The sequence below is a fragment of the Parapedobacter sp. SGR-10 genome, assembly GCF_011030405.1.
GTDB lineage: Bacteria > Bacteroidota > Bacteroidia > Sphingobacteriales > Sphingobacteriaceae > Sphingobacterium.
In genome coordinates, this window is the sequence record NZ_JAAJTJ010000029.1 from 39,811 (window position 1) to 52,248 (window position 12,438).

9 protein-coding genes and 2 tRNA genes are annotated in these 12,438 nt (G+C 41.7%); 6 read left to right on the plus strand and 5 right to left on the minus strand.

Annotated features, from left to right (window positions below):
- Positions 1-99 precede the first annotated feature (99 nt).
- The 3 genes from G5B00_RS15825 to G5B00_RS15835 form a co-directional block, all read right to left on the minus strand.
- Positions 100-2,955: a triple tyrosine motif-containing protein gene (locus tag G5B00_RS15825; protein WP_163877682.1), complete on the minus strand. Its 2,856-nt coding sequence runs from the start codon at positions 2,953-2,955 to the stop codon at positions 100-102.
- 385 nt (positions 2,956-3,340) lie between these two features.
- A tRNA-Ser gene (locus G5B00_RS15830) sits at positions 3,341-3,431 on the minus strand.
- 98 nt (positions 3,432-3,529) lie between these two features.
- On the minus strand, positions 3,530-4,495 hold the full coding sequence (locus G5B00_RS15835) for an endonuclease/exonuclease/phosphatase family protein (RefSeq protein WP_205966446.1): 966 nt from the start codon (positions 4,493-4,495) through the stop codon (positions 3,530-3,532).
- A 204-nt stretch (positions 4,496-4,699) separates the two neighbouring features.
- Between G5B00_RS15835 and G5B00_RS15840 the strand changes: the two genes are divergently transcribed.
- From G5B00_RS15840 to G5B00_RS15850, 3 genes are read left to right on the plus strand one after another with little or no spacing between them, the layout of a single operon-like run.
- Positions 4,700-5,875 carry a glycosyltransferase family 4 protein gene (locus tag G5B00_RS15840; protein WP_163877688.1) on the plus strand — a complete coding sequence of 392 codons (1,176 nt, stop codon included), beginning with the start codon at positions 4,700-4,702 and terminating at the stop codon, positions 5,873-5,875.
- A complete protein-coding gene (locus G5B00_RS15845) occupies positions 5,869-6,882 on the plus strand; it encodes a lysylphosphatidylglycerol synthase transmembrane domain-containing protein (RefSeq protein ID WP_163877691.1) in 1,014 nt (337 codons plus the stop codon). The genes G5B00_RS15840 and G5B00_RS15845 overlap by 7 nt, the downstream gene beginning before the upstream one ends.
- Positions 6,863-8,020: a glycosyltransferase family 4 protein gene (locus G5B00_RS15850; RefSeq protein WP_163877694.1), complete on the plus strand. Its 1,158-nt coding sequence runs from the start codon at positions 6,863-6,865 to the stop codon at positions 8,018-8,020. Before G5B00_RS15845 ends, G5B00_RS15850 begins: the two co-directional genes overlap by 20 nt.
- 53 nt (positions 8,021-8,073) lie before the next feature.
- On the opposite strand, the gene rpsU is transcribed toward G5B00_RS15850, so the two are convergent.
- Together rpsU and G5B00_RS15860 are read right to left on the minus strand one after the other, a co-directional pair.
- The gene (gene rpsU, locus G5B00_RS15855; RefSeq protein WP_163877697.1) at positions 8,074-8,265 is read right to left on the minus strand and encodes a 30S ribosomal protein S21; all 192 of its coding nucleotides are present in this window, start codon (positions 8,263-8,265) and stop codon (positions 8,074-8,076) included.
- 120 nt (positions 8,266-8,385) lie between these two features.
- Complete coding sequence (locus G5B00_RS15860; protein WP_163877700.1) at positions 8,386-9,015, minus strand: HAD family hydrolase; 630 nt, start codon at positions 9,013-9,015, stop codon at positions 8,386-8,388.
- Positions 9,016-9,123: 108 nt separating this feature from the next.
- On the opposite strand from G5B00_RS15860, the gene G5B00_RS15865 reads away from it, so the two are divergent.
- From G5B00_RS15865 to G5B00_RS15875, 3 genes are all read left to right on the plus strand, one after another.
- Positions 9,124-9,197, plus strand: a tRNA-Ile gene (locus tag G5B00_RS15865).
- Between the two features lie 190 nt (positions 9,198-9,387).
- Entirely contained in the window at positions 9,388-10,689 is a 1,302-nt protein-coding gene (locus tag G5B00_RS15870) for a site-specific integrase (RefSeq protein ID WP_163877703.1), read from the plus strand.
- A 504-nt stretch (positions 10,690-11,193) separates the two neighbouring features.
- Positions 11,194-12,411 carry an MFS transporter gene (locus G5B00_RS15875; RefSeq protein WP_163877706.1) on the plus strand — a complete coding sequence of 406 codons (1,218 nt, stop codon included), beginning with the start codon at positions 11,194-11,196 and terminating at the stop codon, positions 12,409-12,411.
- Positions 12,412-12,438 lie beyond the last annotated feature (27 nt).

Sequence of the window (12,438 nt, forward strand, 5' to 3'; positions counted from 1 at the left end):
TGTTTGTTAGTGTGTTAATTATTTGTTGGGCTTGCTCAATTATTTTTTGTTAGTGTAGTTTTGACACTGTATGTTTGTAGTACTATTGATGTAGTATATTTAGTGTTCTAATAGAAACTCTGTTAAGTTTTTGTCTGTAGGAAGGCTGAATTTCTTGCGTAAACGGTAGCGTCGTATCTCTACACCGCGTGTTGTGATGTTGAGTAGTGAGGCAATATCCTTGCTGGACATATTAAGTCGCAAGTAAGCGCATAGCTTGAGATCGTTCGGTGATAAAGATGGATAATCTGCTTTCAATTTTTTGAAGAAGTTTTCATGTGACTCGTTGAAGCTTTTTTCAAATATATCCCAATCACGTTCATCACTGCGTGCATTATCCATGAGTTTATTTACTTTCTGCAATTGGTCAGCAGACAATTTATTGCCATTTTTATCTTTCAGATTGAAGAGTTCATCCTGCAGATTGTTCAACAGTTCATTTTTGTAAACAATGTTGGCAGCTACATTGGCAAGCTCTCGATTTTTGAGTTCTAATTCCTGTTCCAATTGCTCAGTCTTTAGCTTCATGAGCTTTTTCTCGTTTTGTTCCGCTTCTCGACGCAATAATTCTTCCTGGCGTCGGCGTAGCTTTTCACGCAGTTGAAGCTTATCTTGTTTTATCTTTTGGATTATACGACGCCGTATATAGGTGAATGTCAGTACAAAAATGACCAGATATAGAAGAAGGGCAGGCCATTGCAGGAAAAATGGAGGCTTGATGGTGAATGTAACCTGACTGATCTCTGAAATCTGTCCATTCGCGGCTATCGCTCTTACTTTAAATGTATAGGTTCCCCACGAAAGATTTGTAAAATCGATATAGGGTATTTCGGAAGGGCTGGACCATTTATTATGATACCCTTCTAATTGATATTGGTATTTTATGGCTGTGCTGGAATACCATGGAGAGGAGAATACTACACGTATATTATTGTGTCGGTAAGGGATAGGTTTTTCAAGAGCCAGATAGTGTGTCGAGTCACCATTCATCATGGAAATATCCTGTAAGCCTTTTATGATGGGGCTTTCAATAGGTATGCTATGTTTAAAATACGGATTATAGGCTACAAAACCATTGTCTAGGGCAAAAAGGAACCGATCTGCTGCAAACTCTACGTTTTCATATTTTTTCATGACGGTATTTTCCAGCACATTAAAGGAGGTGGAATCGATACGGATAGTATTGTCGTTTCTCCATTCTATTAAAGCAAAGCGTCCTTCGTTGATAAAGATATACGTTGTATCATCCCGTTCCTTTATTTTGCTCGCATTCGCGAAAGAGCCGAGGGATTCATTTAGATCATTGTAAGGTCCAAATTTGTCCAATACCTTGTCGTAGATAAAAATACCCTTATCGGTCGCAAAAACAGTATTGCCCCGTATACCAGCCGGCGTGATTCGCTGAATATTGGGAAAATCTTCTTTGAAAGAGAATGTTTTGAGCGTTTTTATCTTAGGTTGGGCTATTGAAAGTTCTAGCAACTTTATACTATTATTAAATACAGCCCAAAAAGTCATATCTCCCCAAGGATAAAGTTTGAATACGGCCTGTTTGGGGTCGTCAAACTTACGGCTCAGCTGCCAGTTTTGTCGATCTTCGAATAAGGCTATTCCCGTGTAGTTCCCTTGGACGAAAAAGGGGGCGTTGGGTATAAGCTGGATGTTTTGCCAACCGCCCGTCCAACTTGATATACGTTGTATATGGTTGTCCTTGACTAAAAAAGTACCATTATTGTGTCCACAGATCAGTTGGTTGTTGAGTATATCCAAGGACCAAACCTGTCCTTGCGAATTGGGAATGAATTGAAATTGAAGTTGTTGTGCGTAATTGTCTGTAGTCCAGTGGCTATAAAATAAACCTTGGTTTGTTCCCAAGTATATCTTGTCTTGAAAGACCTTCATGGCGTAAACAGTTCCCAGTTCGCCGAAAATATCGTTGTAATAATAAAAGGGGGAGTTGATCTCAATACGGTCTATACCATTGTCCAATCCTGCCCAGATATTGCCCTGTTTGTCCAATAGCATGCTGAGTACGGTGTTGTTCTGTAGGCCGTTCCGTTTGTGGATATGTTGGAGTATTTGCCCCGACTGATCGATGATGAAAATACCGTTTTTAATTGTTCCGAATGCGAATGTGCGATCATCTATTTTGATACCGTTGTCTATCTGTGCTTCTTTAAGGAGTTGGTTTAATTGTGGGTTGACGTTCCACGGCAAAGCTTTCCCGTTTTCATGCAAGATAAAAAGCCCCTCTTTGGCAGTTCCGACCAACATTTCTTTAGCACTGAAAGGAAGAACGACCAATACATTTGTCAATCGTGTTTCCAAGGGGATAAACCCCGCCGGACTCCACGTGCTTAACCCGGTAGGGATTTTTTCGACCCATATTTTCTTTCCTACCTGATGTGCAAAGAGAAAAGGTTCTCCATTACCGTAGAGTGTTGCGATTTTATCTTGATGTAAGAGATAAAATTTAGAGAACGACTGAAAGATAACCGAATCGCCAGTGAAGAATATTTTCCATATCTCATCATTCTCGATAATATCGGGTTTTATCAAATGTGTTAAGGAATGGTACTGAAGCTTACCCTTCTTCTTTTCGAAATAACCAAATTCTTCCTTGCCACCTGCATATATACGTCCATCTTCTGCCACACGTACACTCCGTGCACCAACTTTGTTTTTCAAAGGGTAGATTTCCCAATAGGACCCGTCGAATGCTATTATACCATCAGCATTGGCCGTATAGATCACGCCATCCGGTGCCTGATCAATACTCCAGTTTTGGTTTCCTGCTTTGTATTTCGATTTGGTGTAATTCTGTACATAGGGACTCCCAATAGATGAAATGGATTGTCCAGGGCAATAAATACCGGACAATAAACAAAATAACAAGCCTATGGTACGAATCATCATAAAGTGCCTTTGCGAATAGTGCAAGTTACGAACTCGGACGCTTTTAAGCAAAAGCTTCGTAACACATACCATATTATGGTGTTAGAGAAAATTTTGTATGGTTTTGTTTATGCTTTTGACTGAAAAAGGGAAACAAGCCAACTCAAAAGAGCACATGAGATCGGAGATAGATAACGAATCGTGGCTCATCACTTGTTTGCTGTTTTTGCTGTATATTGAGAGGGGTTACCTCGCTTTGCTCGGTGATCCCTAAGGGGAGGGTTCCAAAGCAAGAGCAAGCAATGTGCTTCGCACAGTTTTGTCGTTTAATACATTTTCGCTCAAGTAAACTTGGCCTATTGTATTAAACGACAAAACCCGACTAATGTCGGGCTTGCTCTTGCTTTGGCGGAAAGGGAGGGATTCGAACCCTCGATACAGTCATCCCGTATACAGTCTTTCCAGGACTGCTCATTCGACCACTCTGACACCTTTCCGAATGCGAGTGCAAATATACAATATTTATCTTCTAAAAATAATTTTTCTTGGAATTTACTAAACATTATTTTTATCGGTCCGGACGGTCTGAAGGGGATTATCTACTGTTTTTTCTCCATTGCAGTATGCACGAAATAGCATAGTGGTCCGAGAGAGGTACACCGTTGCTATTGGTGAAATATTGCTTTTCTACCTTGTACACCGAAGGAAAAAATTCTAACTGCGCACTATTTCGAAAAAGGATCTTATCAATACTTTCGCAGCTATCTGTCAGGGTCAATTTTTCTTTTGGAACAAAGTCAGTATGTGCGAAGGGGCATACCCCGCCTTTTTGGAGTATCGTCCATACATCCTCTAGCCCTGTTTTTTGTGCAAACCAACCCATATTGTCCCAAGTGGCTTCAAAATGGGCATTAAAATCCCCCATGACAATAATAGCCTTTCCAACGGACTGGGTGCCGATATATTGGGCCAATTGCTGTAAGTTTTTCTTTCGGGCGATGGTCGCATATTTATCATCCTGTGCAGTTGCATGCACGTTGTAGACATCTACGCTGATTCCTTTTGCAACTTCGATACGGGCAAAGGAAAACCCCTTGGCGGCAAGACAATCCGAGCCACTACAGTGTTGCCATGGGATACGCCTTGATTCCCGGATGGGATATTTGGACAAGGTGTTGAGGCCATCGCCGTAGGGTACCGCTATCTTGTGGACAGTGCGGAAGCGATGTTCATTTCGATCTCCGTAGAGTTCCCGATGATAATGGAAGTCTTCCTGCACATTGACAATATCAAAACGGTTGATTTTCTCCGCAATTTCTTTCATGCTCTTTGCTCGGGAACAACTGGCCGAAGACAGGAAATCGGGGAGGCCGGCGACATTATAGGTCAACAGTGACAGCTCTCCTGCATCCTTATATTCCAGGGCGTACCCGTTTACTTCGGTATGAAATGAGGAATAAGTGCTGGAATGGGTCGTTTTGATCAAGTAGCCAAATACAATTGGAAAGGTTAAAACGGACAGTACTACATTTCGCCAGTGCCTCTTTTTATGCCAAACCATATCGAAGACCATAGGTATTTATCGTTATATGCTTCAAATCTAGATCAGAATTGTTACGTAGGTGTAAAGCCCAGATTATACTTTCGTATAGAAATTGTTTCCAATGGATAAACAAGCTCCTGAAATTTCATAAAGGATTAATATTCAGTTTCTATTAGGGCAATATGAAGGACTTATTTTAGTGGAAACAAATAATAAGGTTATATGATAAAAATTGCCTTTTTTGCAGAGATACTGATCGAGGAATGTGATGGCGCTTCCCGCACCATGTTTCAAATTATCAATAGAATAGATTCTACGCAATTTTCTTTCTTGTTTATATATGGCAAAGGTCCTGAACAAATAGACAAACATGCTTCCATACGTATTCCAACGCTCAATACCGGCCTAAATGCGGATTACAGTTTTAGTTTGCCTGCTTTGGTGAGTGTACAGGTCAAACAACAGCTGGATACTTTCCAACCCGATGTCATTCATATTGCGACACCGTCGCTGCTGGGCTTTTTCGCACTGCGTTATGCCAAGTCACGGAATATTCCGGTCATCAGCCTTTATCACACCAATTTTCTGTCTTATATACCGTATTATTTCCGAAAAATTCCTGTGCTCATCAAGCCTGTAAAACAGTGGATGACGGCAGCTATGCAGCGATTTTATAATCGGTGTGATGTGGTATATGTTCCTTCACGGGCCATGCAGGTACAACTGGAAGGCCTGGGCGTAGAAAGGGATAAAATGGTTTTGTGGCAACGTGGCATCGATCTGAATCTCTTCAATCCCCAAAAAAGGGACGTAGCCTATGTTCAAGGTATCACGGGGAATGATAGGCCCAATATATTATTCGCAAGTAGATTGGTGTGGGAAAAAAACGTACAGATATTGATAGAAATATATAATCGGCTTCAAGATATGCATCTTTCCTACAATTTTATCGTTGCTGGTGATGGAGCGGCAAAAGAGGAGATGCAACGACAAATGCCAGAAGCTATTTTTATGGGCAACCTGCCCCACGCCGAATTGGCAAAGCTGTATGCGTCTTGCGATACTTTTGTTTTCCCTTCGGTTTCTGAAACCTATGGAAATGTAGTTGTAGAAGCTATGGCATCCGGTTTGCCCTGCGTCATTGCGGATGGTGGAGGAAGTGCCGATTTGGTGCGTCATGGACAGACAGGATATAAATGTGCTGCCGAATCAGCAGAGGACTACATTATCTATATTCGACTGTTGCTCAACGACCCGGTATTGCATGGATTCATTACACGTACAGGACTCAGCTATGTACAAGGATTTGATTGGAAAAAACTGACTGACCGTTACTTTGACGAAGTTACACAGTTGGGTATGCAATCCAATAAAGATCTGGTATGGGCGGCATGTTGACCAAGAAAAAGGTATGGCGATTTATCATTCTTGCATGTATTATCGTTCCGATCGCCGTATTCATTACAAAAGTCGATTTTGTAGTGGTTTTTCAAGAACTTCAGAAAATCGGCCCAAGATTTCTCGTTATTCTGCTGATTACTTTTATAGCCTATCTACTTGGTACGGTTGGCTGGTGGGTATGTTTGGGGAAGGAAAGGAGGTGTGTTTCCTTATTGCAACTTTTTGGAATCCGTCAGGTAGGCGAAACGGTAGGTCTTTACAATCCGTCCAGTATCGTGGGGGGAGATGTGTTGAAGAATGAACTATTGAAGCCTTATCGGATTACGGGAAGTGTAGCATCCGAATCTATTGTTGTATCGCGTGTGACGGCGGTATTATCCCAATTATTACTGTTGATTATTTCCTTGCTCTGGTTGTCCCTTACAGCGAGCAATGTGCTGCCGCTATTGTGGCGTTACGGTTTGTTTGTACTCATTGCATTGCTTCTAGCCATAAAAGGTGTGTTTTTCTATTTTCTTTATCAACAGCGAGGAATCGGTAGGACTGTGCCTCAAAATATGTCTAATTTATGGTGGCGCATGCGGAAGACTGTTCGTGATCTGGCTCTACAGGCACAATGTTTTTGCCGTGACAACAATACGCTGTTTTGGTGGTCTTATTTCCTCTTTTTTTTACATTGGTTGGTGGGTAGTATGGAGTTTTATGTTATCCTGTATTTTCTTGGTTACGATATTTTATGGATACAGGGTGTACTTTTGGATATGGGTGTCATCCTGATCAAAAGTGTCGGGGCGTTTATACCCGGGCAGCTGGGAATAGAAGAGCTGGGCAATAAGGTGGTATTGGCCAGTATAGGAATTCAGGGGGTGGCAGTCTGGGTTACGGTATCCATATTGCGACGGGCACGGCAGGTATGTTGGATATTGATCGGGATAGTCTGTTATATTTTTATCCGAAAATCGGATACTACCAACGTTTTAAAATATGGAAGTCCTGTTCGTTAGTCACAAATATCCGCCTGCTACCGGCGGAATGGAAAAGCAGAGCTATGAATTGATTGAGGGAATGCATGCCCATGTGGTTGTCCGGAAAATTGTTTATACGGGCAAAGAAAGCTATTTTCATTTTTTTCGCAAACTCAATGGTCGCATCCTGGCGATGGTACACCGGTACCCCAATATCCGTGTGGTACATTTTAATGATGGATTGATTGCGGCCCTTAGCCTTTGGCACGTCGGTTATGACCATCTCCGTAGGGTGGTCACGCTTCATGGATTGGATGTTGTTTTTCCTCTTGGTCTTTATCAACGTTTTATCTTGCCACGTTTCAATCGTTACGATCGTGTCGTAGCTGTTAGTCAGGCTACAGCTGTAGCCGCTATTAGACGGGGAATAGACGAAAAAAAGGTTTCCGTTATCTCCAACGGAATTGATCATCGGCTAGCCCCAAAAACAGATGTCACAGAATGGGGAAAGTTCCAACGGAAATATCATCTGCCTCATGGAAGTAAAATTCTGGTTATGTTGGGACGCCCCGTCAAGCGTAAAGGGTTCTCCTGGTTTGTCCGTGAGGTGTTGCCCTTGCTTCCCGAAGAATATTACCTGGTGATGGCCGGGCCGTTTTCTAGGGAAGTATCAAAAACGGAGGAACGATTACGGTGGTTGCCCGGACGTTGGCGCCAGCTTTATATGTTGTTTATGGGCTATCCTTCGGATCAGATGGAATTGCGCAGCTTATTAAACGATTCGGCATACGTTGATAGGATCAAGCATGTGGGGAAATTGCCGAGAGAAGAGCTGGATGTTCTTTTAAGTCATGGAGAAGCTTTCTTAATGCCTAATATTAGCGTAGAGGGGGATATGGAAGGATTCGGTTTGGTATGTCTGGAAGCGAGTGCCTGTGGAGCAATGGTACTGGCATCGGCTATCGATGGGATTGTGGATGCTATACAACATCGAAAAAATGGGATACATGTAGAACCAGAAAATGCGCAAGCCTGGTCCAGTGCGATACAGGGATTGGTATATGACGGAAAGGGAGAGCAGCGACATGCTTATCGTACATATACTTTGGCGCATTTTGGATGGGACAAAATGGTCCATGGATATGCAGCCCTATTTAAAGAATTGTCTGTGACATAAAAAAAGAGGATGTCGCAAAACATCCTCTTCTAATCTTATCGTAGCAAACACGTTTAAACGTTCTCTTGGTTTAATTGTTGTTTGTAGATTGCTTTCTTAATCTGGGTACGACGAGTGACTGATCTTTTCTCGTATGCTTGACGAGAGCGCAGTTCGCGTAATACACCTGTCTTTTCAAATTTCTTCTTGAAACGTTTCAACGCTCTGTCTAAGGATTCTCCTTCTTTTACATTTACGATAATCATGCTGTTATATACCTCCTTTCGTGCCCTTTTAATTTTTTTTGTGTGTGCAAAGATAGCTTAAAAAAGTAAAAACTAAAAGGTAAAAATTAAAAAAAATGTTGTCCCAATTTTATCCTGTATTTATAACTTCAAATCCGCTACAATCTTTTCTAACGGATACTCTGCCGTGCACAATGCGGTATGGAAACCCATGTCTTTTGCCGTTTCCAAATGTTGTGGGCTATCGTCTATAAACAATGTCTCGTCGGGGACAATACCTGTTTCTTGGACCACTCGCTCAAAGATTGCCGGATCGGGCTTGCGTAGACCTATAGCGTGCGAATAATAGGTTTTTTCAAAGAAGACCGAATTGTCCGGCACATCATATCGATCCTGAATATGCTGCATGCAATATGCGTAATGGATCTCATTGTTATTGCTTAACAAAAATGTACGGTATTTTGTTTTGAGGTATTCCAATATTTCGTGCTTGCCGTGAGGTACACCGATGAGGAGGGCATTCCACGCATGATCTATTTGCTCGTCCGTCAGGTCGGGACGGTTGGCACGTTCGCGGATCCCGGTTCTGAATTCAGCAGCACTGATTTCTCCTCGGTCAAAAGCATCAAATAAAGGGTCTTGTGCCCTATGGCCGAAGAAATCATCTACATTTGTGATACCCAACGACATAAAAGCCTCTTTTACTCGGACGAAGTCTATCATGAAAATCACATTACCGTAATCGAGGATAATATTTTTAATTTTTTGCATAGAAAATTTTGTTTTCTCGCCGCAAATATCGATAATTGCATCGTCAAAAAGGAACAATATTGACTTTTTAGAGACAACTGTGTATATCAGAGGTGAATATAAAATAGCGCGCCTATAGCTCAGTTGGTTAGAGTAGAAGACTCATAATCTTTTGGTCCCTGGTTCGAGCCCAGGTGGGCGCACAAATCGAAAAAGTCGTTTTTCCGCAAGGGAAAACGACTTTTTTCGTTTCTTAGGGCACTTTAGGGACATCTGTCCTACGCCGAATCGGATACTCCGAAACGACGTGACTTGCATAGATTTTTGTTGAACTTCACGTAAAAGTGTTACAAATGTGTTACAGCCCTTTTACGTGCCAATTTCGAAAGAACTATGGCAACCGTTAGTGCAAAGGTGTTCGAGCATCACAAAAAAGCCGATGGCACCTACAATGTGAAAATTTGTGTGCAACACAAAAGATTAAGAAAGTATCTTGACACAACTCATTTCGTTGTCAGGAAACAATTAACCAAAGACTTTAAAGTCAAAGACCCGTTTATCGCCGACAAGGTCGAGAAGCAGCTTAGGGATTATCGAAAGATGATTAGCGAACTTGACGAACGACTGGATTATTTTACCGCTGAATCCCTGCGCGATTACCTGCGTGACAAAGATGAGGATATCGACTTCATCAAGTTTTGCGACCAACACATTGAACGTCTCAGAAAAGAAAAGCATACGGGAACGGCGAACAATCACAGGAAAATCCGTAACAGTCTGGTCGACTATTTCAATCGGACATCCGTCTCGATCAAGGAGATCAATTCCAATATGCTGATGGCATACGAACGTTATATGCGGTCAGAAAGAACAATGACACGGATCAACCAATTGGGAAATGAAGTTACGACCAAAGAAAAAGGGTTGTCCGATAGCGGTCTGCATAATCAGATGCGCGACCTGCGGACGTTATTCAATGCTGCACGTGACCTATACAACAATGAAGACCTCGGCATATACCGCATCAAACATTATCCGTTCAAGAGATACAAAGTCGGTTCGCCACCTCTCACCAAGAAAAGGAACAATACGCTTGAACAGGTGCTGGTGATAAGGGATTGTGTCACCAAACCCGGAAGCCGCGCGGAATTGGCCAAAGAACTCTATATGCTTTCGTTCTACCTCTGCGGAATGAACGCCGTTGACCTTTACCAATTAACCGAGTGTGATATTAGAAACGGCCGGGTGGATTACAACCGTTCCAAGACCGAGGGCAAACGTAAGGACAATGCCTTTATCAGCATCAAGATTGTCGAGGAAGCCAAACCGTTACTCGAAAAATACACAGGCAAATTATCCTTACGTTATTCCAGTTGCGACGGTCTCAATTGGGCATTGTGCAAAGGTATGGAGCAGTTGCGTAAATTGACTGGAATACCGGAGCTCACCTTGTATTGGGCAAGGCACACCTTTGCCAATACCGCACGCAACGATTGCCGTATGAGCAAAGATGATGTGGCACTTGCGCTCAATCACGTTGACGAAGGTAATCGTACCACGGACATCTATATAGCCAAAGATTGGAAGATCGTCGATGACGTACAGCGGAGAGTAATTGCGCAACTTAAAAAAGTCGAAGTCAAGTGGGTGAAGAAAACACAAAAGGGAAACAAAACAGACAAAGTCGCTGCCTAATAAAAGAGCATGAATTACATAGGAATAATTTTCTCATGTAATTCATTTAATGTATTTAAACACGTAAATTTGGATAATGATGAAAAATGTAATTTGGTTTTTTATTACTTGCATCATTGCGACGGTAGGGTTCTTTGCAGCGTTATCTATGAAAACTCCTTGGATAGGATTTACCGTAGCTTTTGGGATATGGTTTATATTTATATGGACTACAACGAAACCAAGAAAACGTAGGCGCTAATGCATAGATGGTGATAGAGAGTGTAAATTAAACTAGGTCATTGAAAACTAACTCTTAATAATCAATTTTTTTTGTCAACTTATAGAACGTCTTTTTAATTTTCATATATTTGCACCTATGAACTATTCAGGAAATACAGCAATGATGGCGAAACCTTGGATTAACTAATCCGAGTGTCGCTTTAATACACACTCCCCTTTCTTAGAAGACAATCTTGGTATTGCTCTTCCAATTTTTGTTGTATAATTATTTCATAAATTTTCATGGAAAATGGAAAATGGTTGCAGACCTATCTGTTTATATGGTCTGGACAGTTTATTTCTATGCTGACCAGCTATGCTGTTAATTTTGCGATTGTTATATGGTTGAGTTTGGAACATAGCTCTGCTGAAGTTTTGGCTATCGCCGGAATATCAGCACTATTTCCGCAGGCCTTAATTGGGCCTTTCGCAGGCGTATTTATCGATCGATGGAACCGTAAGAAAGTATTGATATTGTCTGATGCTTTTTTAGCATTATGCGCTTTGATCATGATCATCCTTTTACGTTATGAAACAGTTAATCTGAACTGGATTTATCTAATGTTGGGGTTGCGGTCCATCGGAAACGCCTTTCATTCACCGGCAATGCAGGCGATCGCACCGCTTATTGTGCCCCAGCAGGAGTTACTGCGGGTAGCGGGGATCAACCAGTTATTACAGTCGCTAAGCCGTATAGCAGGGCCAGCAATCGGAACACTGGCAATAACGTACATGTCGATTCCTAATGTATTGTATTTGGATATTCTAGGAGCCGTTGCAGCAATTACTTCGTTGGTATCTGTGCATATCCCCCATGTCAGACAATCGACGGAATCAACGCTCAACAACGTAGTGATGGAATTGAAGGATGGATTTGAAACGGTGGTGCAAAATAGAGTGTTGAGGCTATTATTCATATTTGCGATGATGGTTACGTTCTTTATTATGCCCGCTGCTATTATGTTTCCCTTGCTGACAACGGGACATTACCAAGGCGGAAAACTGGAAATGAGTTTAATTGAAATCGTTTGGAGCGTAGGGATGCTTATAGGTGGAACTATTTTGGGCGCAGTGAAAATCAGAATTCCTAAAATTATTCTGGTTAATACTATGCACATACTATTAGGGACATCTTTTATCCTGTGTGGTGGGTTGCCGTCAGGCTGGTTTATCGGATATGCAACGACAACACTTTTGGGGGGTGTAGCGATCTCTATATTTTCAGCATCTTTTGCTGCTATTCTTCAAGAAGAAATCGCGCCAAGTATGTTGGGACGCGTATTTTCAATGTATTACAGTATGGCGGTTTTGCCAACCATAGTTGGTTTATTATTCACTGGGGCAATAGCGGAAACAATCGGAGTAGCCAATTCTTTTCTAATTTCAGGGGTGGTGGTAGTCCTTATTGGAGTGCTGTCGTTTTTAACCTCTGCATTGACGAAGAATGGAAAACAAATGTAAATGTTAAATAAAAACAATTTAAAAATA

Bases quoted from the DNA above. Each gene is read 5' to 3' on its own strand.
- G5B00_RS15825 (WP_163877682.1), bottom strand. From the start codon at position 2,955: ATGATGATTCGTACCATAGGCTTGTTATTTTGTTTATTGTCCGGTATT.
- G5B00_RS15835 (WP_205966446.1), bottom strand. From the start codon at position 4,495: ATGGTTTGGCATAAAAAGAGGCACTGGCGAAATGTAGTACTGTCCGTT.
- G5B00_RS15840 (WP_163877688.1), top strand. From the start codon at position 4,700: ATGATAAAAATTGCCTTTTTTGCAGAGATACTGATCGAGGAATGTGAT.
- G5B00_RS15845 (WP_163877691.1), top strand. From the start codon at position 5,869: ATGTTGACCAAGAAAAAGGTATGGCGATTTATCATTCTTGCATGTATT.
- G5B00_RS15850 (WP_163877694.1), top strand. From the start codon at position 6,863: ATGGAAGTCCTGTTCGTTAGTCACAAATATCCGCCTGCTACCGGCGGA.
- rpsU (WP_163877697.1), bottom strand. From the start codon at position 8,265: ATGATTATCGTAAATGTAAAAGAAGGAGAATCCTTAGACAGAGCGTTG.
- G5B00_RS15860 (WP_163877700.1), bottom strand. From the start codon at position 9,015: ATGCAAAAAATTAAAAATATTATCCTCGATTACGGTAATGTGATTTTC.
- G5B00_RS15870 (WP_163877703.1), top strand. From the start codon at position 9,388: ATGGCAACCGTTAGTGCAAAGGTGTTCGAGCATCACAAAAAAGCCGAT.
- G5B00_RS15875 (WP_163877706.1), top strand. From the start codon at position 11,194: ATGGAAAATGGAAAATGGTTGCAGACCTATCTGTTTATATGGTCTGGA.